The organism is Streptomyces sp. NPDC043876 (assembly GCF_056435825.1).
In genome coordinates, this window is the sequence record NZ_JBWKDV010000001.1 from 895,489 (window position 1) to 921,747 (window position 26,259).

Consider the following 26,259-nt stretch of genomic DNA (forward strand, 5'->3'; position numbering starts at 1 on the left):
TCAAACGCCGGCGGGGCTGGAGTTGGCCGCGCCGGGGCTAGACCTCGAACGCCAGCCAGGTGCCGGACCCCGGCGGGCAAATCCAGCCCGCCCGGCGTTTGAGGGCCCGCCGGAGGCTCCACCGGGCCGGTAGGGGGCCCGTCAGGCCGGGAAGCGGTGGTCCACCTGGCGGAAGACGTATTCGATCAGGGCCGATGCCGCCACCGCCACGCCGACGGCAGTCCACGGCATCACCGCCCCCTCCAGCTTCAGCTGGAAGAAGTCCTGGAGCCACGGCACGACCAGGACGATCAGGAAGGCGGCCCCCATCGCGCCGACCAGCGCGATCCGCCACCACGTGTACGGCCGGGCGATGATCGCCAGGACCCACATCGAGGTCAGGAACAGCGCCAGCGTCGCCGCGCTGGTCTCCGCCTTCAGCGCGTCCGGCCCGTCGTAGTGCGCCCGGGCGATCAGGTACGTCACGAAGGTGGCGACGGCCGCGATCACCCCACCGGGCACGGCGTACCGCATGACGCGCCGCACGAAGTGCGGCCGCGCACGCTCCCGGTTCGGGGCCAGGGCCAGGAAGAAGGCCGGGATGCCGATGGTGAGGGTGGACAGCAGGGTCAGGTGCCGCGGCAGGAACGGGTACTCGACCTGGCTGCACACCACCAGCACGGCCAGCAGCACCGAGTAGACGGTCTTGGTCAGGAACAGGGTCGCGACGCGGGTGATGTTGCCGATCACCCGGCGGCCCTCGGCGACCACCGACGGCAGCGTCGCGAAGCTGTTGTTGAGCAGGACGATCTGGGCGACCGCGCGGGTCGCCTCGGACCCGGAGCCCATCGAGACGCCGATGTCGGCGTCCTTGAGGGCGAGGACGTCGTTGACCCCGTCGCCCGTCATGGCCACGGTGTGGCCCCGCGACTGGAGGGCGGCGACCATGTCCCGCTTCTGCTGCGGGGTGACCCGGCCGAAGACCGTGTTCTCGTCGAGGACCTTGGCCAGCGCGTCCCGGTCGGTCGGCAGGTCGCGGGCGTCGACGGTGTTCTCCGCGCCCGGCAGGCCCAGTTTGGCCGCGACCGCGCCGACCGAGACCGCGTTGTCGCCGGAGATGACCTTCGTGTGGACGTTCTGCTCGCCGAAGTAGCGCAGGGTGTCGCCGGCGTCGGGCCTCAGCCGCTGTTCCAGTACGACCAGCGCGGTCGGCCGGACGGCGGTCGTGACCTGCTCGTCGTCCAGTTCGCGGGCCGAGCGGGCGAGCAGCAGGACGCGCAGCCCCTGTTCGTTCAGCGCGTCGATCTCGTCGAGGGCGGGGTCCCCGACGGGCAGCAGGACGTCGGGGGCGCCGAGCAGCCAGGTGGAGTTCTCGCCGTCGCCCTCGCTGAAGCTGGCTCCGCTGTACTTGCGGGCGGAGGAGAAGGGCAGCGATTCGGTGCAGCGCCACTCCTCGCTGTCCGGGTAGGCGTCGATGACGGCCTGGAGGCTGGCGTTGGGGCGCGGATCGGACTCGCCGAGGGCGCCGAGGACCTTCTGTACGTACGCCGTGTCCGCGCCGCCGAGCGGGCGCAGCTCGGTGACGTCCATGCCGCCCTCGGTGAGGGTGCCGGTCTTGTCGAGGCAGACGACGTCGACGCGGGCGAGGCCCTCGATGGCGGGCAGTTCCTGTACGAGGCACTGTTTGCGGCCGAGCCGGATGACGCCGATGGCGAAGGCGACGGAGGTGAGCAGGACCAGGCCCTCGGGGATCATCGGGACGATCCCGCCGACGGTGCGGGCGATGGAGTCCTTGAGGTTGGAGTCCTTGACGACCAGCTGGCTGATGATCAGGCCGATGGAGGTCGGGACCATCATCCAGGTGACGTACTTGAGGATGGTGGAGATGCCGGTGCGCAGCTCGGAGTGGACGAGCGTGAAGCGCGAGGCCTCTTCGGCCAGCTGGGCGGCGTAGGCCTCGCGGCCCACCTTGGTGGCGGTGAAGGCGCCGCCGCCCGCGACGACGAACGAGCCGGACATGACGGGGTCGCCGGGCTTCTTCAGGACCGGGTCGGCCTCGCCGGTGAGCAGCGACTCGTCGATCTCCAGGCCGTCGGCCTCGCCGGTGACGCCGTCGACGACGACCTTGTCGCCGGGGCCCAGCTCGATGACGTCGCCGAGGACGATCTCGCCGGTGGAGATCTCGGCGGTGGTGCCGTCGCGGCGGACGCTGGGCTTGGCCTCGCCGATGACGGCGAGGCCGTCGAGGGTCTTCTTGGCGCGCAGTTCCTGGATGATGCCGATGCCGGTGTTCGCGATGATCACGAAGCCGAAGAGGCTGTCCTGGATCGGCGCGACGAACAGCATGATCACCCAGAGCACGCCGATGATCGCGTTGAACCGGGTGAAGACGTTGGCCCGGACGATGTCCGGGGTGGAGCGCGAGGAGCGCACCGGGACGTCGTTGACCTCGCCGCGGGCGACCCGTTCGGCGACCTCTGCGGTGCTCAGGCCGCCGGTCCGGAAGCGGGGCGCGGGGGGTGCCACGGGGTGTACGGGATCCAGCTCCGCCCCCGCGTCGATGGCGGCGGTGGTGCCGCCGGCCGGGGTACCGCCCGGCTCCGGCCCGTCGGAATCGATCCTCGCCCGCTGCGTCATGCTTTCGACGGTAGAGGGCGTTCGAACGGTTCACCCGCCGAGCGGTGCGAAGATCCGACTTCGGGATGACCCGAATCGTCCCTGAGTAGCCCGGGTACGGCCGCTACCCGGCCGCCCGGTTCCCCGGGGGCTCGACCGCGCCGGTCGGCGCCTGTTCGGCCGGGCGGGGCTCCGGCCCCGGAAGCGGGGCTCCGGCCGCCTGCTGCGCCGCCTGCTCGGCCGCCTGCTCCGCCGCGTGCCGCTTGAGGGCCGCGTCGCGTCCGCGGACGTACCAGATCCCGATCAGGCCGAGGACGCCGCCCGCCGCGCAGCACCACACCCACCACAGCAGGTCGCGGTCCGCGAACCAGCCGTAGAAGGGCAGCTGGACGAGGAAGAGCGCGAACCAGAGGATCGTGCCACCGGTGACGGTCGCGACGATCGGGCCCTCCAAGGGCTCGGGCGCCTCGTGCTGTGCGGTCCATTTGGCCATGTCACCAGTCTATTGGGCGCTCCCCCGGGGTCCGAGGCGGGCGCCCGCCCACCTCCGGCCGGACGCGTCGGCCCGGGCGCCCCTTGGCTCTACGCGCGGAGATGGACGCCACAGTTCTCATCTGTTCATACTGAAACAGTTTGCCTGTGACGGGATTCGTTCGTACGAACCCACCAAAACGAACCAGTTTGAGGACCGCATGAGCACCTCGGCACCCGCCGCGGCCCCCACTCCGACGCCCACCAACGGCGTCGACCGCTACTTCAAGATCTCGGAGCGCGGTTCCACCGTGGCCCGCGAGGTCCGGGGCGGCTTCGCCACCTTCTTCGCGATGGCGTACATCATCGTGCTGAACCCGATCATCCTCGGCAGCGCGAAGGACATGTACGGCCACCAGCTCGACGGCGGCCAGCTGGTCACCGCCACCGTGCTGACCGCGGCCTTCTCCACCCTGCTGATGGGCGTCATCGGCAACGTGCCGATCGCACTGGCGGCCGGCCTCGGCGTCAACACCGTCGTCGCCCTCCAGCTCGCCCCGCGCATGAGCTGGCCCGATGCCATGGGCATGGTGGTCCTGGCGGGCTTCGTCGTGATGCTGCTGGTCGCCACGGGCCTGCGCGAGCGGGTCATGAACGCCGTGCCGCTGGGCCTGCGCAAGGGCATCGCGATCGGCATCGGCCTCTTCATCATGCTGATCGGCCTGGTCGACTCGGGCTTCATCACCCGGATGCCCGACCTCGCGCACACCACGGTCCCGCTCCAGCTGGGCAGCAACGGGCACCTGCACGGCTGGCCGGTGCTCATCTTCGTCGTCGGCGTCCTGCTCACCCTCGCCCTGATCATCCGCAAGACGCCCGGCGCGATCCTGATCTCGATCGTCGCCATGACGGTCGTCGCGGTGATCGTCCAGCTGGTCACCGAGCTGCCGGACGCGGCCTGGGGCCTGACGGTCCCCGAGCTGCCGGGCAACCCGGTCTCCGCCCCGGACTTCGGGCTCGTCGGCGAGGTCAGCCTGTTCGGCGGCTTCGACAAGGTCGGGGTGCTGACCGGCGTCCTCTTCGTCTTCACCGTGCTGCTGTCCTGCTTCTTCGACGCGATGGGCACGATCCTCGGCGTCGGCGACGAGGCCGAGCTCATGGACGCGGACGGCAACTTCCCCGGCATCAACCGGGTCCTGCTGATCGACGGCCTCGCCGTCGCGTCCGGCGGAGCGACCTCCTCCTCCGCTACCACCTGCTTCGTGGAGTCCACCGCGGGCGTCGGCGAGGGTGCCCGTACGGGCCTGGCGAACGTGGTGACCGGCGGCCTCTTCACGGTGGCGCTGTTCCTCACGCCGCTCGCCACGATGGTCCCGTCCCAGGCCGCGACCCCCGCGCTGCTCGCGGTCGGCTTCCTGATCCTGGCGGGCTCGGTCAAGGACATCGACTGGAGCGACTTCACGATCGCCGTCCCCGCCTTCCTGGCGATGACGATGATGCCCTTCACCTACTCGATCACCAACGGCATCGGCATCGGCTTCGTGAGCTTCTGCGTGCTGCGGCTGGCGACCGGCCGGGGCCGCGAGGTCCCGGTGGCGATGTACGTCGTGTCAGCGGTGTTCGTCTTCTACTACGCGATGCCCGCCCTGGGCCTAACGTAGCCCCCGGGCCCATGCGGCCCCCGGGCTCGTGCCGCCTCCGCCTCACGTGAGGCCGTAGAACCTCTCCGTCTCGTCGACCGCCACCTTGAAGCGCTCGTCGAAGTCGTCGCGAATGAGCGTCCGGACCACATAGTCCTGGACGCTCATTCCCCGTTTGGAGGCGTGGTCCCGGAGGCGGTCCAGCAGCTCTCCGTCTATCCGCAGGCTGAGCACGTGTGTCCCCATGCCCACAGGGTCGGGGCACCGGGCGCGGACGCGGGTCGCTTTCCGGAAGCGACTCACCCGTACGAGTGACGAAAAGAAGCCGGTGTTCTTTAGGTAGAGTAATGAGTTACTCTAATGAACATGCAAGACCTTTCCCATGGCGTCGACGCCGCCGCCGTGAACGACCTCCGGTCCGCCGTGATGCGGCTCGGCCGACGCCTCAAGCACCAGCGCGTCGACGAGTCGCTCAGCCCGACCGAGATGTCGGTCCTCGGCACCCTGGCCCGCTGCGGCCAGGCCACGCCCGGTGAGCTGGCCCGGCGCGAGCACGTACAGCCGCCGTCGATGACCCGCATCGTCGCGCTGCTGGAGGCCAAGGGACTGGTCCGGCTGGAGCCGCACCCCGACGACCGCCGCCAGAAGGTGGTCAGCCAGACCGAGGAAGCCGAGGCGATGCTCGAAGAGAGCCGCCGCAAGCGCAACGCCTTCCTGGCCGGGCTCGCGGCCGAGCTGACCGAGGACGAGTGGGCCAAGCTCCGCGAGGCCGCGCCCGTCCTGGAGAAGCTCGCGCACTTGTAACCGCACACGCCTGGAGGCGCACCCTTGAGTACGGGAAACGGAGCAGACTCCGCACCCGGCCACACATCCGCTCCTACCGCCACACCCGCCGCGCCGCGCGCGGCGCGCACGAACAAGAACTCGATGTTCAGCTCGCTGAAGATCCGCAACTACCGGCTCTTCGCGACCGGACAGGTCGTCTCGAACACCGGCACCTGGATGCAGCGCATCGCCCAGGACTGGCTGGTCCTCTCCCTGACCGGCTCCGCCTCCGCCGTCGGCATCACCATCGCCCTGCAGTTCCTGCCGATGCTGATGTTCGGCCTCTACGGAGGCGTCCTCGCCGACCGGCTGCCCAAGCGGCCGCTGCTGATCGCGACCCAGAGCGCCATGGGCCTCACCGGGCTCGCGCTCGCCGGCCTCACCCTCGCCGGACACGTCCAGGTATGGCACGTCTACCTGGCCGCCTTCCTGCTCGGCCTCGTCACCGTCGTCGACAACCCGGCGCGGCAGTCCTTCGTGTCCGAGATGGTCGGCCCCGACCAGCTCAGCAACGCCGTCAGCCTGAACTCCGCCAACTTCCAGTCCGCGCGGCTGGTCGGCCCGGCGGTGGCGGGCGTGCTGATCACCGCCGTCGGCTCCGGCTGGGCCTTCCTGCTGAACGGGCTGTCGTTCGCGGCGCCCATCGCCGGCCTGCTGCTGATGCGGGCCCACGAGCTGCACCGTACGGAAACCCAGCCGCGGGCCAAGGGACAGCTGCGGGAGGGGCTGCGCTACGTCGCGGGCCGGCCCGAGCTGATCTGGCCGATCGTGCTGGTCGGCTTCATCGGGACCTTCGGCTTCAACTTCCCGATCTGGCTGTCGGCCTTCACCAGCGACGTCTTCCACGGCGACGCGGGCACCTACGGCCTGTTCAACACCCTGATCGCGGCCGGCTCGCTCGCGGGCGCCCTGCTCGCGGCCCGGCGGGCGCAGTCCCGGCTGCGGGTGCTGGTCGGGGCGGCCGTGCTGTTCTCGATCCTGGAGATCGTGACCGCCTTCGCGCCCGGCTTCTGGCTGTTCGCCCTGCTCCTGGTGCCGATCGGGATCTTCGGGCTGACGGTGAACGTCACCGCCAACTCCAGCATCCAGATGGCCACCGACCCCGAGATGCGGGGGCGGGTCATGGCGCTGTTCATGATGGTCTTCACCGGGGGTACGCCGGTGGGCGCGCCGGTGGTCGGCTGGGTGACCGACACCTACGGGGCGCGGGTCGGCATGGCCGCGGGCGGCGCGGTGGCGCTGCTGGCCGCGCTGACGATCGGCGTGATCCTGTCCCGGGTCGGCAACCTCCGGCTCCGCGTGGACCGCCACCGCGGCCTCTCCCTGGTCCCCCGCGAACCGTCCCGCCACCTGGTGACGGCGGCCTGACGCGGGGCGGTGCCCCGGGGGCCTCCCGCCGGGCACGGCCCGGCCCCGGAACCTCCCAGCCCCGCTGCGGGCGCACCCCAGCCCCGCCGGCGTTTGAGGCGCCGCCGGAGGCCACACCCGGCGGAACCTCGTGCGCGTACCGATGGGTGTCCGGGCTACGGCCCGGTCCGGCCTCCGGCGGGCCCTCAAACGCCGGCCAGGCTGGATTTCCCCGGCCGGCGCTTGCCCTGGGCGCACCCACGCCGAGCACACCCCAGCCCCGCCGGCGTTTGAGGCGCCGCCGGGGATCGAGGCCGTTCGGGCCGCCCCGCCCCCGGGGCCGTTAGGGTCGGGGGATGAGACTCTTCGCCGCCGTGCTGCCGCCCGCCGGGGCTGTCGCGGAGCTGCGCGCGGCGGTCCGGGCGCTGCCCGCGGCGCCCGAGCTGCGGTGGACCGCCGAGGCCGGCTGGCACTACACCCTCGCCTTCATGGGGGAGGTCGGGGAAGACCTCCTCCCCGACCTGCACGCCCGCCTCGCCCGGGCCGCCGCCCAAAGCGCACCCTTCACGCTCCGCATCCACGGCTCGGGCCACTTCGGCGGCCGCGCCCTCTGGGCCGGCGCGGCCGGCGGCCTCGACGCGCTGCGGATGCTCGCCGAGGGCGCCGACGCCGCCGCCCGGCGGGCCGGCGTACCGATGGAGCAGCACCACCGCTACACCCCGCACCTGACCCTGGCCCGCGGGAGCGGGGAGGGCGACCTGCGCCCGTACACCGAGGCCCTCGCGGGCTTCGAGGGCACGCCGTGGCCGGTCGAGGAGCTGAGCCTGGTGCGCAGCAGCCCGGTCCGGGCGGCCGACGGGTCCCGCTACGACGTCGTCGGGGCCTGGCCGCTCGGCGGCTGACCCCGACGCGTTAGTCTCAACAGGTGGATCCCAAGACCCGTAACCGTGTGATGGCCGGTGTGCTCGTGCTGATGTTCGTCGTCGTGGCGGTGGCCGCCGCCGTCGGACAGTAGGCGCGGGCGTGGGCCCGGGCGCCGGCAAGGCGCCCGGACACTACCCGGCGAAGGCCCGCGCTACCAGGCGAAGGCCTCCGGCGAGGCGCCCGGCCCCGGGAAGATCTCGTCGAGCCCGTCCAGCACCTCCCGCGACAGCTCCAGCTCGACCGCGCGCAGCGCGGAGGCGAGCTGCTCCGGCGTACGCGGCCCCACGATCGGACCGGTGATCCCGGGCCGGGTCAGCAGCCACGCGAGGGCCACCTCGCCCGGTTCCAGGCCGTGCTTGCCGAGCAGGTCCTCGTACGCCTGGACCTGCGCCCGCACCGAGCTGTTGGACAGGGCCTCCGCCGAGCGGCCGGTCGCGGTGCGGCCGGACTCCGCGGACTTGCGGATGGCGCCGCCGAGCAGCCCGCCGTGCAGCGGCGACCACGGGATGACCCCGAGCCCGTACGCCTCGGCGGCCGGGATGACCTCCATCTCGGCGCGCCGTTCGGCCAGGTTGTAGAGGCACTGCTCGCTGACCAGGCCGAGCCGCCCGCGCCGCGCGGCCGCCTCGTTGGCCTGGGCGATCTTCCAGCCGGGGAAGTTGGACGAGCCCGCGTAGAGGATCTTGCCCTGCTGGATCAGGACCTCGACGGCCTGCCAGATCTCCTCGAAGGGGGTGTTCCGGTCGACGTGGTGGAACTGGTAGACGTCGATGTGGTCGGTGTTCAGGCGCTTCAGGCTGGCGTCGACGGCCCGCCGGATGTTGAGCGCCGAGAGCCGGTCGTAGTTGGGCCACGGGTCGCCCTCGGCAGCCATGCTGCCGTAGACCTTGGTGGCGAGAACGGTCTTCTCGCGGCGGCCGCCGCCCTGCGCGAACCAGGTGCCGATAATCTCTTCGGTGCGGCCCTTGTTCTCGCCCCAGCCGTAGACGTTGGCGGTGTCGAAGTAGTTGATGCCCGCGTCGAGCGCGGAATCCATGATCGCGTGACTTTCCGGCTCCCCGGTCTGGGGGCCGAAGTTCATCGTGCCGAGGACAAGTCGGCTGACCTTGAGGCCGGTGCGTCCGAGCTGCGTGTACTTCATGGGGCACTAGCCAACTGCTTGGAGCGCGCTCGAAGCAAGACCCCCCGGTGAAGGGCGTGTTACGGCACCCCCGTACGGAGCTACGGACCTACGGAATCACGGGCCCGGGAGCGGCGCGTACGGGGCGCCGATGCCCCAGGCCTGGTGCAGGACGGCCGCGAACTCGCCCGCGAGGCGGTGCTCGCCGGAAACGCTGGGGTGGGTGCCGTCGTAGGTGTCGCGGGCCAGTTCGTAGCCCTGCGGCCGGGCGGCCAGCAGCAGCGGCGAGGCGTCGGTGGACAGGTCGGCGACGGCCTTGGCGAGCAGCTCGTTGAAGCGGCTCACCTCGGCGGCGAAGGGAACGTCGACGTCGGCGCGGACGTTGGGGATGACGGGGAGCAGCACCATGCGTATCCGGGGGCGGGCGGCGCGGGCCTCGGCGACGAAGCGGCGGACGTTCGCGGCGGTCTGCTCGGCGTTCGTGTAGAAGCCGAGGTCGATCAGGCCGAGGGAGACCAGGAGCACGTCCGGCCGGTGCGCGCGGGCGGCGTCGCCGATGAGCGGGACCATGTGCTGCCAGCCCTCGCCCCAGCCGGCCAGGTGGCGGCGGGCGGCGGCGGGGAAGCCGGGGTCGGCGTAGGCGTGGCTGGCCGGCGCGTCGGCCGAGGCGTCGTAGAGCCCGCTGCGCGGGCCGACGATCTCGTGGGGGCCGCCGCAGCGGGTGCTGAGGTGCTGCCACATCCGGTAGCGCCAGGTGAAGTCGCCGGCGCGTCCGATGGTCATGGAATCGCCGACGAACATGAAACGCATCCGGTCATCATCGCGGATCACCGTCGCGCTGCCCACGTGATGCCGGACACGCGCCGGCCGGGGCGGCCTGGCAGGCTGGGGGGATGCGCCCGCCCCTGCCTGCCGCCTCCGCCTTCGCCGTCGCTGCCGTTGCCGTCACCGCTGTCGGGATCCTGTCGCTGCTGCCGGGGACCGCCGCGGCAGCAGCCGGTTCGCCCGCGCCCGGGCCGGGGGCCTCGTCCTTCACGATCGCGGATCCGCGGATCAAGGAGTCCAGCGGGCTGGCGGCCAGCAAGATCCACCCGGGGGTCTACTGGACGCACAACGACAGTGACGACGGGCCGTACGTGTACGCCGTCGACTCCGCCACCGGCCGTACGGTCGCCCGCGTCACGATGGCGGGCGTCGGCGCCCCGCGCGACGTCGAGGCGATCTCGCTCGGCCCGGACGGGCAGCTGTACGTCGGGGACATCGGCGACAACCTGGGCGGCACCTGGGACCACGTGTGGATCTACCGCTTTCCGGAGCCGGCCCAGTTGGGCGACGTAACGGTCAAGCCGGTTCAGTTCACGGTGCGTTACGCGGACGGGCCGCGCAACGCCGAGGCCCTGATGGTGCATCCGGTGACCGGGCGGGTGTACATCGCGAGCAAGAGCGAGGACAAGGGCGGGCTGTACGAGGGGCCGCAGCAGCTGTCGGCGTCGGGGAGCAACGAGTTCCGGCGGGTGGCGGACGTGCCGTGGGTGACGGACGGGGCCTTCTCGCCGGACGGGGCGAGCCTCACGCTGCGGGGGTACTTCTTCGCGCGGACCTTCCCCTGGAAGGACGGCAAGCCGCAGGGGGAGGGCGTACGGGTGGACGCGCCGTGGCAGGGGCAGGCGGAGTCGGTGACGTACGCGCCGGACGGCAGGACGCTGATGTTCGGCTCGGAGGGGGCGAGCAGCCGGGTGGTGGCGGTGCCGGTGCCGGGGCCGGGGCCGGGTGCGTCGTCGCCCGGGCCGGGCGGCGGGCCGTCGGCTCCGGCCGGTGGCGCGGGGCCCTCGGCGGCGCCGGGCGGGACCGACGGCAGCAACGTCACGGTGGGCGCGGCGGTCCTGCTCGGCGCTGCCGCGCTCGCCGTGACCACCCGCCGCCTGACCCGCCGGGGGCGGCGGGACTGAGGGGGGCGGTGCCCCCGACCCGGGGGCAAATCGGCCGGGGCGCGGCCCCCGCCCAGTGCCGCGCCTCAATCGCCGGCGAGGCTGGATGTGCCCCCGAGCCAGGGAATGAGCTGACCGGGGCACGGCCCCCGGACCAGCACCGCGCCTCAAACGCCGGCGGGGCTGGATGCGCCCTGGGCCAGCGGGACGGATCGGCCGGCCGCAGCCCCGACCCGGTGCCGCGCCTCAAACGCCGGCGAGGCTGAAAATGCCCCGAGCCCCGGCGAGTAAGACCACCACTGGCCCACCGCCGGCCATACCCAGCCCCGCCGGCGTTCGAGGCGCGGGCGCTGGGCCAGGGACCGGTCCCCGCCGATCGATCCCCCTGGCTCCGGCCACCACCGGGCCACCGCCGGCCATACCCAGCCCCGCCGGCGATTGAGGCGCGGTGCGGGGCCAAGGGCCGGGGCCCAGCCGGTTCGCCCCCGGCGCGGAAAACTTGAGCCCCGCCGGCGATTGAGGCGCGGGCGCTGGGGCGGGGGGGCGTGCCCGGGCGATCCGCCCCCGGCCGGGGGACCTTGAGCCCCGCCGGCGATTGAGGCGGCGGGGGGCGGCCCCGTCAGGGGGTCCGGGGCGGCGGCGCGGAGGCGGAGGCGGCCAGGCGCCGCATGCCTTCCGTCAGGTCCGCCGCCGTCGCGGCGGTCGCCGGATCGAACTTCCACTGCAGCATCACCCCCGTCAGCAGCGCCTGGTACACCGCCCCCAGCGTGCGGAGGTCGTCCGCGCTCAGGTCCTCCTCCGGGATGCCCGTGAACAGGGAGATCAGCCCGCGCCGCCCCTCGCTCTCCGAGGCGGCCAGCATGTCCCCCAGTTCCGGCATCTGGTCCCGGTTGAGCGCGACCTCCATGCTGGCCGCCCACATGGGCGCGGACCGCTGCTGCTGGGAGAGGATCCCCTCCCACACCGAGCGGAAGCGTTCCAGCGAGCCGCCCTCCCCCGTCACGTCCGGGCTGAAGGCATCGCCCCATTCCTCCGCGAGCGCGATGAACGCCTGGGCGAGGAGGGCGTCCTTGGAGCCGTAGTGGTAGCCGATGGAGGCCAGGTTGGCGCCGGACGCGTTGACGATGTCCCGCGCCGTCGTGCGCCCGAAACCCTTCTCGACCAGGCACTTCTTGGCGCCTTCGAGCAGATCTTCACGATGTCCCATGCCGCCCACCTTAGCAAGACAAGCGTCATATACGGCTGTGCCATACGCCAGTACTAGACAAGCGTTTATGACGGTTGTACATTGCTGCTCATGACGAACTCCGCAGCACGACGCGCAGGCCGCCGGGAATGGACCGCCTTCACCGTCCTCCTGCTCCCCCTGCTCCTGGTCTCGATGGACGTCTCCGTCCTCTACTTCGCCATCCCCTCCATCACCCGGGAGCTGGACCCCACCGCGACGCAGCAGCTGTGGATCTTCGACAGCTACGCCTTCGCCCTCGCCGGACTCCTCATCACCATGGGCTCGCTCGGCGACCGCATCGGCCGCCGCAAGCTGCTGCTGATCGGCGCGGCCGCCTTCGGTCTCGCCTCCGTCGGCGCCGCCTACGCCACCAGCGCCGAGATGCTCATCGCCGCCCGCGTCCTGCTCGGCGTCGGCGGCGCGACCCTGATGCCGTCCACGCTGGGGCTCGTACGCAACCTCTTCCAGGACGACAAGCAGCGCGGGCAGGCCATCGGCATCTGGTCCGGCGCCATGGCCGGCGGCATCGCCCTCGGCTCGGTCATGAGCGGGCTGATCCTGGACCACTTCTGGTGGGGGTCGGTCTTCCTCGTCAACGTGCCCGCGATGCTGCTCCTGCTGGTGCTGGTCCCCGTGCTCGTACCGGAGTTCAAGGACCCGGCCCCCGGCCGCTTCGACCTGCTCGGCGTCCCGCTCTCGATGGCCGCCGTGCTCCCCGTCGTCTACGGCCTCAAGGAGATCGCCGCCGAGGGCTTCGCGCCGGTCCCCCTCGGCTGCCTCGCCGCGGGCCTGGTCTTCGGCGCCGTCTTCGTACGCCGCCAGCTCACCCGGGACGACGCCATGATCGGCCGGGACCTCTTCCGGGGCCGCGGCTTCGCCGCCGGGGTCGCCTTCAACACCATCGCCGCCTTCGTCATGATGGGCTCGGCCTACTTCACCACCCAGTACCTCCAGTCCGTCCTCGGCATGGGCACCCTGGAGGCCGCGCTGTGGTCCCTGGCCCCCTCGCTCGCCGTCGGCGCCGCCGCCCCCGCCTCCACCGCGCTCGGCCAGAAGTACGGCCGCCCCGTCGTCATCGCCGGCGGGTTCGCCACCGGCGCCGCCGGGTTCACCCTCCTCGCCCTCACCGGCACCGACTCGCTCTGGCTGCTGCTGGCCGGCGCGGCCGTCCTGGCCGGCGGGATCGTCGCCGTGATGTCGCTCGTCTCCGACATGGCCCTGTCCTCGGCCCCCGCCGAGAAGGCCGGTTCGGCCGCATCGGTGCTGGAGACCGGCAGCGAGTTCGGCGGGGCGCTCGGCATGGCCCTGCTGGGCAGCCTCGGCACCGCCGTCTACCGCAGCGACCTGGCCGACGCGCAGCCCGCCGTACGGGAGACCCTCGGCGGCGCCGCCGCGGCCGCCCGGCAGATCGGCGGCCGGGCCGGGGAGGGCGTACTGGCCGCCGCCCGCGAGGCCTTCGTCCACGGCATGCACGCCGCCTCCTACGGCGCCATCGCCCTGCTGCTCGTCGCCGCCGTCATCGCCGCGACCCGGGTCCGGCGCACCGGCGCCGCCCCGACGGCGGACCCCGGACCGGACCGGACCACGGTCGCGCTCGCCAACTGACGAGCGCGGCAGCGGACGGATGGAACGGGCCCGGGGTCTCCCCGGGCCCTTCCCGCGTAACCTGCCCCCATGGACCAGGACATGGCGGGGATGACCGGGCGGGTCACCGGCACGGTGGGGCCCGGCCTCGTGGGCGAGGTCATCATCCGGATCCGCGGTGGGGCCGAGCACTTCCTCGCCCACCCGGCCCTGGACGGACGGGAAACCCTCCCCGTCGGAACCGTCGTCACGGTGGTCGAACACCTGCCGCCGCGCACGGTGTACGTGACCGCCGCCTACGCCGGCTGACCCCCGCGCCGCCGGCACGTATCAAGATTGCGACAAGGCTCCTCCGGCGTCTTCACGCCACCCCCGCGCGGGCGCAGACTCGCCCTCACCGGTGCCGCAACGGCACTGCACTAAGGGGGCGTTGCCGATGGCTATCGGCGTCGTGGCGGGAGCAGTCCTCGCCTCACTACTTCTTCTGATCGGCCTCTTCAAGCTCATGTGGCGGGTGGCCGAACCGAACGAAGCACTTGTCATCTCCGGTTCCACCCACAAGACCGAGGGCCTCGGCGACGGCATGGGGTTCCGGATCGTCACCGGCCGCGGCACGCTCGTCATGCCCGGCGTCCAGGCGGTGCGCAAGCTGTCGCTGGACCTGAACGAGACCCAGCTGCTGGTGGACTGCGTGACCCACCAGGGCATCCCGCTCAAGGTCAAGGGCGTGGTCATCTTCAAGGTCGGGGACGACATGGTCTCCATCGCGAACGCGGCGCGCCGCTTCCTCGACCAGCAGAAGATGATCCCGGAACGCGTGCACATCGTGTTCGCCGGTCACCTGCGCTCCATCGTGGGCGGGCTGACGGTCGAGGACATGATCCGCGACCGCGAGAAGCTGACCGGGCAGACCCGGGCGGCCTGCGGCAGCGAGATGGAGAAGCTCGGCCTCATCGTCGACTCGCTCCAGATCCACGAGATCGAGGACCCGACCGGCTACATCAAGAACCTCGCGATGCCGCACGCGGCCGCCGTCCAGCGGGACGCGCGGATCGCCCAGGCCGATGCGAACCTGCGGGCCACCGAGGCCGAACAGGCCGCCTTCGCCCGCATGTCGGAGGCCACCCGGGACAGCGAGATCCTCCAGGCGGGCTACCAGGCCGAGCGGGACAAGGCCGCGGCTTCGGCCCGCCAAGCCGGTCCGCTCGCGGACGCCGCCGCCCGCCAGGAGGTCGTCGTCCAGGAGACCCGGGTCGCCGAGCTGGAGGCCGACCGCATCGAGCAGCAGCTCCAGGCGGACGTGCGCAAGCCCGCGGACGCCAAGGCCTACGAGCAGCGCACGCTCGCCGAGGCCGACCGCGACTCCCGGATCTCGGCCGCCCAGGCCAAGGCCAGGGAGACCGAACTCGCGGCGGCCGCCGAGGCCACCCGGGTGAAGACGGCCGCGGCCGCCGAGGCCGAGGCCACCGAGGCCCGCGGTCTCGCGGCGGCGAAGGCCACCCGGGCCACCGGTGAGGCCGAAGCCGCGGCGACGCAGGCCAAGGGCCTCGCGGACGCCGAGTGGGCGCGGGCCAGGGGGCTGGCGGAGGCCGACGCGGCGAAGGCCAAGGGTCTCGCCGAGGCCGAGTCCATCAAGGCCCGGGCGGCGGCGCTGGCGGAGAACCAGGAGGCCGTGGTCGCCCAGCAGCTCGCCGAGAACTGGCCGCAGATCGTGCAGGCGGGCGCGAGCGCCTTCGGCAACGTCGAGCACATGGTGCTGCTGAACGGGGCCGAGGGGATGTCGGAGATGTTCGCGAAGGCGCTCACGATGGGCGGTACGGGGCTGGGGCTCGCGCGGCAGCTGCTGTCGTCGATGAACCAGGCCGATGCGGGGGCGGCGGTGCCGGTGGCTTCGCCGGTGCCGGTGCCGGTGCCGGTGGCTTCGCCGAACGGGAGCCACCCGATCCCGATCACGGAGGACCCCCTCCCGTAGCCCGACCGGGGTGCGCCGCCTCAAGCGCCGGCGGGGCTGAAGCGCCTCCGGCGGGCCCTCAAACGCCGGGCAGGCTGGAAATACAGCCCCGCTGGCTCCGGCCGGCCCTCAAACGCCGGGCAGGCTGGAATTCCAGCCTCGTCGCCTCCGGCAGGCCCTCAAACGCCGGGCGGGCTGGAAATACAGCCTCGCTGGCTCCGGCCGGCCCTCAAGCGCCGGCGGGGCTGGAATTCCAGCCTCGCCGGCGTTTGAGGCGCCCCCGGAGGGAGCGGACCGGTGGGTCAGGAGTGGCCCAGGTCCGGCGGGGTGGGGTCCGTGGTGGGGACCGAGCCGGTGTCGGGCGTCGGGCGCAGGGTGAACTCGTCCGAGGCCATGGAGTCCAGCACCGGCGGCGCAGGCCGCATCGGCACCGGCATCACCGCCGCCTCGGAGTGCCCCCCGCACCCGTAGGACAGGGACACGAGCCGCCCGTCGGCCGGGCTGAACTCGTTCGCGCAGACCCCGAAGGCCTGCCCCAGCGAGCCGCCGATCGCGACCAGGAAGCCGCAGGACACGCACGACGCGGGCGCCGCCTGCGCCATCGGCGTCTTCGCCCCGAAGGACTCGTCCCAGCGGTCGGCCGCGGTGTGCAGGCCGTAGCGGGACAGCACGCGCGCCCGCCGCATGCCGAGTTCCTCGGCCACCGAGGTGATGGACCCGCGCACCGGCACGACCGGCACCACCGCGCGGTCGGTGACGTCCGCGTCCTCCGCCTCGACCAGTTCGGCCATCTCGGCGGAAACCACGGAGTTCGGCGGCGGCGCGTCCTCGCCGGACCAGCCGGGCTCCAGCCGCAGGTCCTCGGCGTCGGTGGGCAGCAGGTCGCCCGGCCCCATGTCACCCGGTCGCAGCCGCTCGCTCCACGGCACCCACTCGGGCGCGAGGAGCGCGTCGGAGCCGGGGAGCAGCACCGTTTCGTCGAGGGTGACGTTCTTCGCGCGGGAGGCGCGGGTCACCGTGACGGCCCAGCGCCAGCCCCGGTACCCCGGTTCCTTGGCCTCGAAGTAGTGGGTGACGACCCGGTCGCCCTCCGCCACCGCGGATACGTGCTCTCCCACCACCCCGGGGTAGGCGGCCTCTTCGGCCGCCGCCCGCGCGAGTTCTACCGCCTCGACGCACAGGCGGTCAGGGGTACGCGGGGTACGGCTTCGCGTCGTCGCAGCACTCACTGGTCTCGTTCTCTCCTACGCCGTCTCACGTGTGCGCCGTCCGTACTGTCGTCCACAACGACCCGTCGGTGCTGTCCGTACGTGGCGCGGGCGGAGCGGACCAGAGGGCCGCGTCGACGTCCGCACCCGATCGGCCTCGGGCGCACCTTTTGCAATCCATTCTGCGGGATAGCGAACAGGCGCGCGGCCAAGAGCAACCGCCGGTGGCGCGCTACGCACGCTACCTCTTCTTGGGGCCTGGGCCCACATGCACGTCCGATTCGCGGACGCCCGGCTCCCCGCGGCCCCGGCCCCGGGGACACGGGGAAGGGACGGGAAGCGCGCCGGGAGGGGTTCCCGCGGGCCGTGTGGGGCACTATGGCGAGATGGCACCCGTACGGTCGTCCGAAGGCGGCCCGGGACCGGTCCGCAGGACCGGCCGGGCGGTCGGCCGTGCCCTGCACCTGCCGATCACGGGGACGGCGCGCGGAATCCGGCGGGCCACGCACGCCCACGGGGCGGGCGAATCGGGCCTCGGCAAGCTGATCGAGCTGCACGCGATCAACGGCGCCGGTGACGTGATGATCACAGTGGCGCTCGCCTCGACCGTCTTCTTCTCCGTCCCCACCGACGAGGCCCGCGGCCGGGTCGCGCTCTACCTCGCCATCACCATGGCGCCCTTCACCCTGCTGGCCCCCGTCATCGGCCCGCTGTTGGACCGGTTGCCGCACGGCCGCCGGGCCGCGATGGCGGCGGCGATGTTCACCCGGGCGGTGCTCGCCGTGATGATGTCGGGCGCGGTGGCCACGGGCGGGCTGGAGCTGTATCCGGCGGCGCTCGGCGTGCTGGTCGCGTCCAAGGCGTACGGGGTGGTGCGCAGCGCGGTCGTGCCGCGGCTGCTCCCGCCCGACTTCTCGCTCGTGAAGGCCAACTCCCGGGTCACGCTGGCCGGTCTGCTGGCCACCGGGGCCGCGGCGCCGGTGGGGGCGGGCCTGCACGCGATCGGCCCGCCGTGGCCTTTGTACGGGGCGTGCGCGGTCTTCGTCGCCGGTACCTTCGCCGCGCTCTCCATGCCGCACAAGGTGGACGACGCGAAGGGCGAGCGCCGGGCCCGGCTCTCCACCCACGAGGCGCACTCGAAGCGTCCGGGGCTGCGGACGGTCAGCCGGCCGGTCCTCTGCGGGCTGCTGGCGAACGCGGCGATGCGCGGGCTGTCCGGGTTCCTGATCTTCTTCCTGGCGTTCCTGCTGCGGGAGCACCCGCTGGCCGGGCAGAGCGCGGCCGTCTCGCTGGGCATCGTGGGCGTCTCGGCGGGCGTCGGCAACGCGTGCGGGACGGCGGTGGGTGCCTGGCTGCGGGCCCGTGCGCCGGAGACGATCATCGCGGTGGTGCTGTGCGTGACGCTCGGGGTGGCGGTCCTGGCGGCCGTGCTGTTCAGCGGCCTGTTCATGGCGGTACTGGCCGGAGCGGCCGGGTTCTGCCAGGCGCTGGCGAAGCTGTCGCTGGACGCGATGATCCAGCGGGACGTCCCGGAGGCGGTGCGCACGTCGGCCTTCGCCCGGTCGGAGACGCTGCTCCAGGTGGCGTGGGTGCTGGGCGGGGCGATCGGCATCGCGCTCCCGCTGCACGGGGTGCTGGGCATGGGGGTGGCCGCGGTCATCGTGGCGCTGGGCGCGGTGATGGCGGTGCGCGGCCTGCTGTCCTCGCCCGGGCACACCCGGCGCGGGCCGCAGCGGACCCGGGTGGCGTAGGCGCCGGAGCGAGTCCGCCGCAGGCGGTGGCGCCGCACCGGGACCCCATGCGGCGGCGCGGCCCGGGGGCCCGATAGCCTTCGGCTCATGACCGCACCGCTTTCCTCGGGTAGGGCCCGCCGCAGTGTCGCGGCCCTCGGAGCCGTTTCCGCCGGCCTCCTCGTCCTCTCCGCCTGCGACAAGCCGACGCCGCTGGCGACCGTGACGGTCGGCAGCTCGTCGGTGTCCGCGCAGGCCACCTGCAAGCTCAAGGACTCGGAGAAGGAGCTGTCGGACGCGCGCGTCCAGGAGTGCCTCGAAGACTCCAAGGGCGCGAAGAACGCCCAGTCCATCGACTACACCGCCGGCGACACCCTGCGTCTGGGCGTCGAGCCCGAGGTCGTGGAGGGCGGCAAGAAGTGGCTGGCCGCCGTCGGCACGCAGCGCCTCGGCGACCTCACCTCCAACACCTACCAGAGCTTCCCCGGCCTGAACCCCTTCTCCACCGGTGGCCAGGGCGCGCCCGCCGCCCCCGTGGACGCCCAGCCGATCCACATCATCGAGCTGAGCGAGAACGGCAAGCCCACCTCCGTCTGGACCTTCAACCTCAAGCTCAAGAAGTAGTCCTCGCCGTGCGCGCGCTCATCGTGACCGCGGTGGCGGCGGAGGCCGACTCCGTCGTCGCCGGTCTCACCCCTCATCCGGACCTCTCCGGTCCGCCCGAGCCGCGCACGCTCCCCGGCGGGTACCTCATCACCCGCCGGGACCTGCCGGGCCTCGCCCTCGACGTGCTCGTCGGCGGGGTCGGCCCGGCCGCCGCCGCGGCGGCCACGGCCACCGCGCTCGCGGTCTCCCTCGCGGGCGGGCCCGGCGCGAGCGGCCCCCGTCCGTACGCCCTCGTCGTCAGCGCCGGGATCGGCGGCGGGTTCCAGCCGGCCGCTCCGGTCGGCTCGCTCGTCGTCGCGGACGCCGTCGTCGCGGCCGATCTCGGGGCCGAGACCGCCGAGGGTTTCCTGGACGTCCGGGAACTGGGCTTCGGCCACACCGTGCACCTGCCGCCCGCCGCGCTGGCCGCCCGCGCCGCCGAGGCCACGGGCGCCCTGCTCGCCCCCGTGCTCACCGTGTCCACGGTCACCGGCACCGCCGAGGGCGCGGCGCGCCTCGCCGCCCGGCACCCGCTCGCGGGGGCCGAGGCCATGGAGGGCTTCGGGGTCGCCGAGGCGGCCGCCGCGCACGGGCTGCCGGTCCTGGAGATCCGCGCCGTGTCCAACGCCGTGGGCCCGCGCGACCGCGCCGCCTGGCGGATCGGGGAGGCGCTCGGTGCGCTCACCGACGGCTTCCGCGCGCTGGGGCCCGTACTCGCGAACTGGGGAGAACGTCCGCATGCGCAGTGACGAACCGCTGAAGATCGCCTACTCGCCCTGTCCCAACGACACCTTCGTCTTCGACGCGTGGGCGCACGGCCGGGTGCCGGGCGCGCCCGCGCTGGACGTGACCTTCGCCGACATCGACGTCACCAACGGCATCGCCGAGCGCGGTCCGGACGCTCCCGCCGAGGCGGCCGGCCTCGCCGGGCTCGACGTGCTGAAGGTGTCGTACGCGGTGCTGCCCTGGGTGCTGGAGGACTACGCGCTGCTGCCCTGCGGCGGGGCGCTGGGCCGGGGCTGCGGGCCGCTGGTCCTGACCCGCGAGCCGGGCGTCGACCTGACGGGGAAGACGGTGGCCGTGCCGAGCGAGCGCTCGACGGCCTACCTGCTCTTCCGGCTGTGGGCGGCGGACGTGCTGCCCGGCGCGGTCGGCGAGGTCGTGGTGATGCCGTTCCACGAGATCATGCCCGCGGTGCGCGCGGGCCGGGTGGACGCCGGACTGGTGATCCACGAGGCGCGGTTCACCTACCGGGACCACGGGCTGCACTGCCTGGCCGACATGGGCGAGCACTGGGAGTCCACGACCGGGCTGCCGATCCCGCTCGGCGCGATCATCGCCCGGCGTTCGCTGGGCGCCGAGACGCTGCGGGGGCTGGCCGAGGCGGCGCGTACGTCGGTGCGGATGGCGTGGGACGACCCCGAGGCGTCCCGCCCGTACGTCCGCGCGCACGCGCAGGAGCTGGATCCGGCGGTCGCCGACCAGCACATCGGGCTGTACGTCAACGAGTTCACCGCGGACCTCGGCGAGGACGGCTACGCGGCGGTCCGCGGCCTGCTGACGCGGGCGGCGGCGGAGGGCCTGGTCCCGGCGATCGCGCCGGGCGCCCTCGACTTCCCCTGAGATGCGACGCCGGAACGGCCGTGCCCCGGTCCCCCGCGAAGAGCGGGGCCGGGGCACGGCCGTTCACGGCGTCCGGGACCGGCCGGGACCCGGGCCGGAAGGTCAGACGTCGAGCTGGTCGGCCACCGCGCGCAGCATGCCGGCGATCTTCGCGCCCTGCGCCTTCTCGGGGTAGCGGCCGCGCTCCAGCTGCTGCGTGACGTTCTCCAGCAGGGTCGTCAGGTCCTGGACGATCGACGCGAGTTCATCGGGCTTGCGGCGCTGCGCGGCCGCGACCGACGGCGTCGGGTCCAGGACCGTCACGGACAGGGCCTGGTCGCCCCGCTGGCCCGCGACCACGCCGAATTCCACGCGCTGGCCGGGCTTGAGCGCGTCGAGCCCGTCCGGCAGTACCGACGAGTGGACGAAGACGTCGCCGCCGTCGTCGCGGGAGAGAAAGCCGAAGCCCTTCTCACTGTTGAACCATTTGACCTTGCCGGTAGGCACGTCCGTCCTCTGTCCTTGCGCTCGTCGGTGTGGCAGATCATCTGTGACCTGTCACCCTCAAGGCTAATGGCCGAGATCACCCTGACAAGGCGTCCCCCGGTCCTTCCTGCAGTGGCCCTTCGGCCAGGGAACTACCCTGGTGAGGTGACTCCCACTCCCCGTTCCGAAAATGCGCGGCCCGGCGAAGCGCAGCCCGACGAGGCGCGGCCCGGTGACGCATTGGTCAGGGCCGGCGGCATCGTGTTCATCCTCGGTGCCGTGGCGACCCTCGCGACGATGGCCCCGCTGTTCCTGCACACCCGGCCGTTCCCCTCGTGGGCGTGGGCCGTGTGCATGCTCATGGGCGTCGGCTTCGCGATCTCCGCCGCCGGGGTGCTCCGCTCTGCCGCCGCCCAGCGCCGCGCGGCCCGCCGCTCGCAGGCCGCCGCGTCGGCCGCCTCCGCCGCGCGGGGCTCCGCGTAGGGGTCGGTTCAGACCTCCTGAACCAGCTCGGCCGCCTCCGCCACCACCGGGCGCGTGGCGACGTACTCCGCCAGCCAGGCCGGCAGCGCGGTCAGATCCGCCAGGATCACGTCCGCGCCCGCCGCGCGCAGTTCCGGCTCGGGGCACGGGCCGGTCGGCACCGCCACGGACAGCGCGCCCGCCGTGCGGGCCCCGCGGACATCGCCCACGTGGTCGCCGACGTAGACCTGCGCCCCGTACTCGCGCAGCGCGACCGCCTTCGCCTCCGCCCACAGCCAGCCGATCACCGCGTCGGGCTCGATGCCCAGGTGCGCCAGGTGCAGGCGGGCGTTGGGCTCGTGCTTCGCCGTGACGACGATCGCCCGGCCGCCGAGCGCCCGCACCGCCTCGACCGCCTCGCGCGCCCCGCGCATCGCCGGGGTCGGCGCGATGGCGTGGGCGGGGTAGATCTCCCGGTAGCGGTCGGCCATCTCCGCGATCCGCTCCTCGGGGAACCAGTTCGCCAGCTCGTCGTCGAGCGGCGGCCCGAGCCGGGTGACCGCCTCCGCGGCGTCGATCCAGGTGCCCGTCTCGGCGGACAGCGCCTCGTACGTCGCCCTGATGCCGGGGCGGGAGTCGATGAGGGTCATGTCGAGGTCGAAGCCGACCGTGAACGCGGGCGCGGCGGGGGGTCCGGCGGGGGCCGTGGCGGGAGAGGTCATGCCCTCCATTGTGCCGAGGCCGCGGCAACGCCCGGGAACGTAGACTTAGGCTCGCCTTACCGGATCATGAAATTGGGTGAGATGTCAGCCCCCGCTCCCAGTACCCCCGACCGCGGCGCCCCCGGCGACCGCGACCACGGCCCACCGGCCGCCCGCAGCGCACCCCTCCCGCGGCGCGCCCTGACGGCCCGCCGCCTCGGGTGGACGGCGGCCGGGCTCGCCGCGCTGCTGTGCGCGGTCGTCCTGAGCCTGGCCGTCGGCGCCCGCTCCATACCCCCGGCGGAGGTGTTCGACGCGCTGTTCCGCGGCGCGCACACCCCCGACGCGGAGGTGGTGCGCAGCCTGCGGGTCCCGCGCACCCTGGTCGCCCTGATGGTCGGGGTGGGCCTCGCGCTCGCCGGGACCGCCCTCCAGGGCATCACCCGCAACCCCATCGCCGACCCCGGCATCCTCGGCATCAGCCAGGGAGCCGGGGTCGCGGTCGTCTGCGCGATCGCCTTCGCCGGGGTGCACACGCTCACCGGTTACGTGTGGTTCGCCTTCGCCGGGGCGGCGGTCGCCTCCGTCGCCGTGTACGCCATCGCGGCGAGCGGGCGCGGCGGCGCGACCCCCGTGAAACTCGCCCTCGGCGGCGCCGCGATCAACGCGCTGCTCGCCTCCGTCACCATGGCGGTCCTCACCACCAAGGCGTCCACCCTGGACGAGTTCCGGTTCTGGCAGGTCGGCTCGGTCGCCGGGCGCGACCTGCGGGTGGTCTCCCAGATCTGGCCGTTCCTGCTGGTCGGGGCGGTGCTGGTGGTGACGGTGGCGCGCGGTCTGGACGCGCTCGCGCTCGGTGAGGACGTCGCCAAGGGGCTCGGGCAGAACGTCGGCGCCGTCCGCGTCGTCGGCGGGCTCGGGGCCACGGTGCTGACCGGTGCCGCGGTCGCGGCGGCCGGGCCGATCGCCTTCATCGGGCTGGCCGTGCCGCACCTCGCGCGGGCCGCGGTCGGCGGCGACCACCGCTGGATGCTGCCGATGGCCGCGCTGATCGGGCCGGTGATGCTGCTGGTCGCGGACGTGGCCGGGCGGGTCGTGGTACCGCCGGGCGAGGTTCCGGCCGGGGTGATGACCGCCCTCATCGGGGTGCCGTTCCTGGTCGTCCTGGTCCGCCGCAAGGCGGTGGCCGCGTGAGCGCCCCCACCGGCGTACGGGGCCCGGCTGCGGCCCCCGCCGCCTCCTCCGTGCCCGCCCGGCCCGCCGGGTACGCGCTCGTCCGGGGCCGGCGCGGATCGTTCCTGCTGCACCGCCGGGCCACCGCGGTCGCGTGCGGCCTCGCGGCGCTGCTGGCCGCGGTGTGCGTGGCGTACCTCTGCGTCGGCGAGTCCTTCGTCGCCCCCGGGGAGGTCGTCAAGGTGCTGCTGGGGCGGCCCTCGCCGGACGACCTGGTGGTGGGGACGCTGCGGCTGCCCCGGCTGGCGGTGGGCCTGCTCGTCGGCCTCGCCTTCGGGGTCGCGGGGGCGCTGATCCAGACCGTCGCCCGCAACCCGCTGGCCAGCCCCGACATCATCGGCATCAGCCAGGGCGCGGGCGCGGTCACCGTCGCGGCGCTGACCTTCGGGGTGACCTCGTACGCCGTCCTGCCCTACCTCTCCGTGCTCGGCGGGCTCCTCGCGGCCTTCCTGGTCTACGTCTTCGCCTGGCGCGGCGGGCTGCACGCGGGGCGCTTCGTGCTCATCGGCATCGGCTTCGCCATCGCGCTGCGGTCGGTGACGACGCTGCTGATGACCAAGGGCGACTACCTCGTGGCCCAGCAGGCCCAGATCTGGATGACCGGCTCACTCAACGGGCGCGGATCGGACATCGCCGAACCGCTCGCCTGGGTGCTGCTGGCGCTGCTGCCGGCCGTCCTGTGGGCGGCGCGGGCGCAGCGTACGGTCTCGCTCGACGACGACACCGCGACCGCGCTCGGGGTCCGGCTGGGCCCGGTGCGGCTCGGGCTGGTCGCGCTGGGCGTGGTCCTGGCCTCCGTGGCCACGGGTGCGGCGGGGCCCGTCGACTTCGTCGCCCTGCTGGCCCCGCAGATCGCGCGCCGGATGACCCGGACCGCGCAGATCCCGCTGCTGTGCTCGGCGCTGACCGGCGCCGTGATCGTGGTCCTGGCCGACCTGCTGGCGCGCCGGCTGCTGTCGCCGACCGAGCTTCCCGTGGGCGTGCTGACCGCCGCCGTGGGGGCGCCGTACTTGATCTGGCTGATCGTGCGCGGGCGTACCGGGCGCGCCGGGCACGCCGGTGGTAGTGGCCGTTCTGGCCGAACTGGAGGAGAAACGTGAGCCGTCTGGCGGCGAGCGGGCTGACGCTCGCCTACGAGGACCGGGTCGTCGTGGAGGACCTCGACCTGTCCGTCCCCGACGGGAAGGTGACGGTGATCGTCGGCCCGAACGCCTGCGGGAAGTCCACCACCCTGCGGGCGCTGGGGCGGCTGCTGAAGCCGCGCTCCGGGGCCGTCCTGCTGGACGGCGAGGCGCTCGCATCCCTGCCGACCCGGCGGATCGCGCAGACCATCGGGCTGCTCCCGCAGTCCCCGGTGGCACCGGAGGCGATCACGGTCGCGGACCTGGTGGCGCGCGGGCGCCAGCCGCACCAGCACTGGTGGCAGCAGTGGTCCGAGGCGGACGAGCGGGCCGTGGTGGCGGCGATGGAGCGCACGTCCGTCTCCGACCTGGCGGACCGGCCCGTGGACGCGCTGTCCGGCGGGCAGCGGCAGCGGGTGTGGATCGCGATGGCGCTGGCGCAGGAGACGGAGCTGCTGCTGCTCGACGAGCCGACGACGTTCCTGGACATCGCGCACCAGGTGGAGGTGCTGGACCTGGTCCGGCGGCTCAACCACGAGCGGGGGCGGACGGTGGTGGCCGTCCTGCACGACCTGAACCAGGCCGCGCGGTACGCGGATCATCTGGTGGCGATGAAGGCCGGGCGCGTGGTGGCGCAGGGCCCGCCCTCCGCCGTGGTCACGGCCGACCTGGTCCACGAGGTCTTCGGCCTCGCCTCCCTGGTCATCCCCGACCCGGTAACGGGCTCCCCCCTGATCGTCCCGACCTCCCCTTGGACCCCCTGAGGGCACCCGGGCCGCTGACGGGGCGGGGAGTCGGGGGGCTTCCGGGGTGCGGGCCCGTGGCGTTGCCTCCGGCAGGCCCTCAAACGCCGGGCAGGCTGGATCTGTCCTTGTCGGCACCCGGCAAGCCGAACGTGACCCGCCAAGGCAGAACCTCCCAGCCTCGCCGGCCGTTTGAGGCGCGGGTCCGAGCAGAGCCCGTTGGCCACCGGCCATCGAAGCGCCCACACGGGGGCGGCCTCCGGCGGGCCCTCAAACGCCGGGCAGGCTGGATTTGCCCCCGTAGGCACCCGGCAAGCCGAACGTGACCCGCCAAGGCAGAACCTCCCAGCCTCGCCGGCCGTTTGAGGCGCGGGCCCGGGCAGAGCCCGTTGGCCACCGGCCATCGAAGCGCCCACACGGGGGCGGCCTCCGGCGGCCCCTCAAACGCCGGGCAGGCTGGATTTGCCCCCGTAGGCACCCGGCAAGCCGAACGTGACCCGCCAAGGCGGAACCTCCCAGCCTCGCCGGCGTTTGAGGCGCGGGTCCGGGCAGAGCCCGGGGGCCGCCCCAGACCCCTCCGGCGATGCAAGTACCGGTCCGGGAGGCCTCCGGCGGGCCCTCAAACGCCGGGCGGGCTGGATTTGCTCCGGGCCCGGGAGTGGCTCGGCGTGGGCGCCGGGAGCGGCCCGGCCCGCGGGGCAGGGGCGCCCCGGGC

At 73.4% G+C, this 26,259-nt stretch carries 25 protein-coding genes; 16 read left to right on the forward strand and 9 right to left on the reverse strand.

What is annotated here, in order from left to right:
• Positions 1-141: 141 nt before the first annotated feature.
• Positions 142-2,616, reverse strand: a complete 2,475-nt coding sequence (locus AC0693_RS04370) for a cation-translocating P-type ATPase (protein ID WP_478800925.1) — start codon at positions 2,614-2,616, stop codon at positions 142-144.
• Between the two features lie 103 nt (positions 2,617-2,719).
• Positions 2,720-3,088 (reverse strand): DUF2530 domain-containing protein, encoded by a 369-nt coding sequence (locus AC0693_RS04375; protein ID WP_356416833.1) that lies wholly within the window; start codon positions 3,086-3,088, stop codon positions 2,720-2,722.
• A gap of 199 nt (positions 3,089-3,287) precedes the next feature.
• Between AC0693_RS04375 and AC0693_RS04380 the strand changes: the two genes are divergently transcribed.
• Positions 3,288-4,727, forward strand: coding sequence for an NCS2 family permease (locus AC0693_RS04380; protein WP_356416835.1), 1,440 nt, complete (start codon positions 3,288-3,290; stop codon positions 4,725-4,727).
• Positions 4,728-4,769: 42 nt separating this feature from the next.
• Here the strand turns inward: AC0693_RS04380 and AC0693_RS04385 are convergent, their stop codons facing one another.
• A complete protein-coding gene (locus tag AC0693_RS04385) occupies positions 4,770-4,952 on the reverse strand; it encodes a ribbon-helix-helix protein, CopG family (protein ID WP_356416837.1) in 183 nt (60 codons plus the stop codon).
• Between the two features lie 120 nt (positions 4,953-5,072).
• Here AC0693_RS04385 and AC0693_RS04390 point away from each other — a divergent pair, with 120 nt between their 5' ends.
• The 3 genes from AC0693_RS04390 to thpR all read left to right on the forward strand — a co-directional run bounded on the left by AC0693_RS04390 (position 5,073) and on the right by thpR (position 7,780).
• Entirely contained in the window at positions 5,073-5,510 is a 438-nt protein-coding gene (locus AC0693_RS04390; protein WP_356416839.1) for a MarR family winged helix-turn-helix transcriptional regulator, read from the forward strand.
• 24 nt (positions 5,511-5,534) lie between these two features.
• Positions 5,535-6,899, forward strand: coding sequence for an MFS transporter (locus AC0693_RS04395; RefSeq protein WP_478800926.1), 1,365 nt, complete (start codon positions 5,535-5,537; stop codon positions 6,897-6,899).
• Positions 6,900-7,234: 335 nt separating this feature from the next.
• Entirely contained in the window at positions 7,235-7,780 is a 546-nt protein-coding gene (gene thpR / locus AC0693_RS04400) for an RNA 2',3'-cyclic phosphodiesterase (RefSeq protein ID WP_478800927.1), read from the forward strand.
• Between the two features lie 173 nt (positions 7,781-7,953).
• Here the strand turns inward: thpR and AC0693_RS04405 are convergent, their stop codons facing one another.
• Both AC0693_RS04405 and AC0693_RS04410 read right to left on the reverse strand, forming a co-directional pair.
• Positions 7,954-8,943: an aldo/keto reductase gene (locus AC0693_RS04405; protein ID WP_468469105.1), complete on the reverse strand. Its 990-nt coding sequence runs from the start codon at positions 8,941-8,943 to the stop codon at positions 7,954-7,956.
• Positions 8,944-9,039: 96 nt separating this feature from the next.
• Positions 9,040-9,732: a GDSL-type esterase/lipase family protein gene (locus AC0693_RS04410; protein WP_356411880.1), complete on the reverse strand. Its 693-nt coding sequence runs from the start codon at positions 9,730-9,732 to the stop codon at positions 9,040-9,042.
• 83 nt (positions 9,733-9,815) lie between these two features.
• On the opposite strand from AC0693_RS04410, the gene AC0693_RS04415 reads away from it, so the two are divergent.
• A complete protein-coding gene (locus AC0693_RS04415) occupies positions 9,816-10,871 on the forward strand; it encodes a WD40 repeat domain-containing protein (protein WP_478800928.1) in 1,056 nt (351 codons plus the stop codon).
• A 598-nt stretch (positions 10,872-11,469) separates the two neighbouring features.
• On the opposite strand, the gene AC0693_RS04420 is transcribed toward AC0693_RS04415, so the two are convergent.
• Complete coding sequence (locus AC0693_RS04420; RefSeq protein WP_469317988.1) at positions 11,470-12,057, reverse strand: TetR/AcrR family transcriptional regulator; 588 nt, start codon at positions 12,055-12,057, stop codon at positions 11,470-11,472.
• A 90-nt stretch (positions 12,058-12,147) separates the two neighbouring features.
• On the opposite strand from AC0693_RS04420, the gene AC0693_RS04425 reads away from it, so the two are divergent.
• From AC0693_RS04425 to AC0693_RS04435, 3 genes are all read left to right on the forward strand, one after another.
• A complete protein-coding gene (locus AC0693_RS04425; protein ID WP_478800929.1) occupies positions 12,148-13,683 on the forward strand; it encodes an MFS transporter in 1,536 nt (511 codons plus the stop codon).
• A gap of 69 nt (positions 13,684-13,752) precedes the next feature.
• Positions 13,753-13,971: a hypothetical protein gene (locus AC0693_RS04430; protein ID WP_356411869.1), complete on the forward strand. Its 219-nt coding sequence runs from the start codon at positions 13,753-13,755 to the stop codon at positions 13,969-13,971.
• A gap of 127 nt (positions 13,972-14,098) precedes the next feature.
• Entirely contained in the window at positions 14,099-15,634 is a 1,536-nt protein-coding gene (locus tag AC0693_RS04435; protein WP_478800930.1) for an SPFH domain-containing protein, read from the forward strand.
• Between the two features lie 281 nt (positions 15,635-15,915).
• Here AC0693_RS04435 and AC0693_RS04440 read toward each other — a convergent pair whose 3' ends face one another.
• Positions 15,916-16,842, reverse strand: coding sequence for a DUF3027 domain-containing protein (locus AC0693_RS04440; protein WP_356411863.1), 927 nt, complete (start codon positions 16,840-16,842; stop codon positions 15,916-15,918).
• Positions 16,843-17,207: 365 nt separating this feature from the next.
• Between AC0693_RS04440 and AC0693_RS04445 the strand changes: the two genes are divergently transcribed.
• The 4 genes from AC0693_RS04445 to AC0693_RS04460 all read left to right on the forward strand — a co-directional run bounded on the left by AC0693_RS04445 (position 17,208) and on the right by AC0693_RS04460 (position 20,819).
• Positions 17,208-18,572, forward strand: coding sequence for an MFS transporter (locus AC0693_RS04445; protein ID WP_356411860.1), 1,365 nt, complete (start codon positions 17,208-17,210; stop codon positions 18,570-18,572).
• 87 nt (positions 18,573-18,659) lie between these two features.
• Complete coding sequence (locus AC0693_RS04450) at positions 18,660-19,175, forward strand: DUF2771 domain-containing protein (RefSeq protein WP_356411857.1); 516 nt, start codon at positions 18,660-18,662, stop codon at positions 19,173-19,175.
• An 8-nt stretch (positions 19,176-19,183) separates the two neighbouring features.
• Positions 19,184-19,945 carry a futalosine hydrolase gene (locus AC0693_RS04455; protein WP_478800931.1) on the forward strand — a complete coding sequence of 254 codons (762 nt, stop codon included), beginning with the start codon at positions 19,184-19,186 and terminating at the stop codon, positions 19,943-19,945.
• Positions 19,935-20,819, forward strand: coding sequence for a 1,4-dihydroxy-6-naphthoate synthase (locus AC0693_RS04460; RefSeq protein WP_468469089.1), 885 nt, complete (start codon positions 19,935-19,937; stop codon positions 20,817-20,819). Before AC0693_RS04455 ends, AC0693_RS04460 begins: the two co-directional genes overlap by 11 nt.
• Before the next feature lie 102 nt (positions 20,820-20,921).
• Here AC0693_RS04460 and AC0693_RS04465 read toward each other — a convergent pair whose 3' ends face one another.
• The gene (locus tag AC0693_RS04465; RefSeq protein WP_356411850.1) at positions 20,922-21,305 is read right to left on the reverse strand and encodes a cold-shock protein; all 384 of its coding nucleotides are present in this window, start codon (positions 21,303-21,305) and stop codon (positions 20,922-20,924) included.
• 144 nt (positions 21,306-21,449) lie between these two features.
• Here AC0693_RS04465 and AC0693_RS04470 point away from each other — a divergent pair, with 144 nt between their 5' ends.
• Positions 21,450-21,767: a hypothetical protein gene (locus AC0693_RS04470; protein WP_468469087.1), complete on the forward strand. Its 318-nt coding sequence runs from the start codon at positions 21,450-21,452 to the stop codon at positions 21,765-21,767.
• An 8-nt stretch (positions 21,768-21,775) separates the two neighbouring features.
• Here the strand turns inward: AC0693_RS04470 and AC0693_RS04475 are convergent, their stop codons facing one another.
• Complete coding sequence (locus AC0693_RS04475) at positions 21,776-22,468, reverse strand: HAD family hydrolase (protein ID WP_469317992.1); 693 nt, start codon at positions 22,466-22,468, stop codon at positions 21,776-21,778.
• Between the two features lie 81 nt (positions 22,469-22,549).
• Here AC0693_RS04475 and AC0693_RS04480 point away from each other — a divergent pair, with 81 nt between their 5' ends.
• From AC0693_RS04480 to AC0693_RS04490, 3 genes are read left to right on the forward strand one after another with little or no spacing between them, the layout of a single operon-like run.
• Complete coding sequence (locus AC0693_RS04480) at positions 22,550-23,641, forward strand: FecCD family ABC transporter permease (protein WP_478800932.1); 1,092 nt, start codon at positions 22,550-22,552, stop codon at positions 23,639-23,641.
• Positions 23,638-24,780 (forward strand): FecCD family ABC transporter permease, encoded by a 1,143-nt coding sequence (locus AC0693_RS04485; protein ID WP_478800933.1) that lies wholly within the window; start codon positions 23,638-23,640, stop codon positions 24,778-24,780. The genes AC0693_RS04480 and AC0693_RS04485 overlap by 4 nt, the downstream gene beginning before the upstream one ends.
• Entirely contained in the window at positions 24,777-25,565 is a 789-nt protein-coding gene (locus AC0693_RS04490) for an ABC transporter ATP-binding protein (protein WP_356411839.1), read from the forward strand. The genes AC0693_RS04485 and AC0693_RS04490 overlap by 4 nt, the downstream gene beginning before the upstream one ends.
• The last annotated feature ends 694 nt before the right edge of the window (positions 25,566-26,259 follow it).

Coding starts and splice junctions, on each gene's coding strand:
- AC0693_RS04370 (WP_478800925.1), bottom strand. CDS start 2,616: ATGACGCAGCGGGCGAGGATCGATTCCGACGGGCCGGAGCCGGGCGGT.
- AC0693_RS04375 (WP_356416833.1), bottom strand. CDS start 3,088: ATGGCCAAATGGACCGCACAGCACGAGGCGCCCGAGCCCTTGGAGGGC.
- AC0693_RS04380 (WP_356416835.1), top strand. CDS start 3,288: ATGAGCACCTCGGCACCCGCCGCGGCCCCCACTCCGACGCCCACCAAC.
- AC0693_RS04385 (WP_356416837.1), bottom strand. CDS start 4,952: ATGGGGACACACGTGCTCAGCCTGCGGATAGACGGAGAGCTGCTGGAC.
- AC0693_RS04390 (WP_356416839.1), top strand. CDS start 5,073: ATGCAAGACCTTTCCCATGGCGTCGACGCCGCCGCCGTGAACGACCTC.
- thpR (WP_478800927.1), top strand. CDS start 7,235: ATGAGACTCTTCGCCGCCGTGCTGCCGCCCGCCGGGGCTGTCGCGGAG.
- AC0693_RS04405 (WP_468469105.1), bottom strand. CDS start 8,943: ATGAAGTACACGCAGCTCGGACGCACCGGCCTCAAGGTCAGCCGACTT.
- AC0693_RS04410 (WP_356411880.1), bottom strand. CDS start 9,732: ATGCGTTTCATGTTCGTCGGCGATTCCATGACCATCGGACGCGCCGGC.
- AC0693_RS04415 (WP_478800928.1), top strand. CDS start 9,816: ATGCGCCCGCCCCTGCCTGCCGCCTCCGCCTTCGCCGTCGCTGCCGTT.
- AC0693_RS04420 (WP_469317988.1), bottom strand. CDS start 12,057: ATGGGACATCGTGAAGATCTGCTCGAAGGCGCCAAGAAGTGCCTGGTC.
- AC0693_RS04425 (WP_478800929.1), top strand. CDS start 12,148: ATGACGAACTCCGCAGCACGACGCGCAGGCCGCCGGGAATGGACCGCC.
- AC0693_RS04430 (WP_356411869.1), top strand. CDS start 13,753: ATGGACCAGGACATGGCGGGGATGACCGGGCGGGTCACCGGCACGGTG.
- AC0693_RS04435 (WP_478800930.1), top strand. CDS start 14,099: ATGGCTATCGGCGTCGTGGCGGGAGCAGTCCTCGCCTCACTACTTCTT.
- AC0693_RS04445 (WP_356411860.1), top strand. CDS start 17,208: ATGGCACCCGTACGGTCGTCCGAAGGCGGCCCGGGACCGGTCCGCAGG.
- AC0693_RS04450 (WP_356411857.1), top strand. CDS start 18,660: ATGACCGCACCGCTTTCCTCGGGTAGGGCCCGCCGCAGTGTCGCGGCC.
- AC0693_RS04460 (WP_468469089.1), top strand. CDS start 19,935: ATGCGCAGTGACGAACCGCTGAAGATCGCCTACTCGCCCTGTCCCAAC.
- AC0693_RS04475 (WP_469317992.1), bottom strand. CDS start 22,468: ATGACCTCTCCCGCCACGGCCCCCGCCGGACCCCCCGCCGCGCCCGCG.
- AC0693_RS04480 (WP_478800932.1), top strand. CDS start 22,550: ATGTCAGCCCCCGCTCCCAGTACCCCCGACCGCGGCGCCCCCGGCGAC.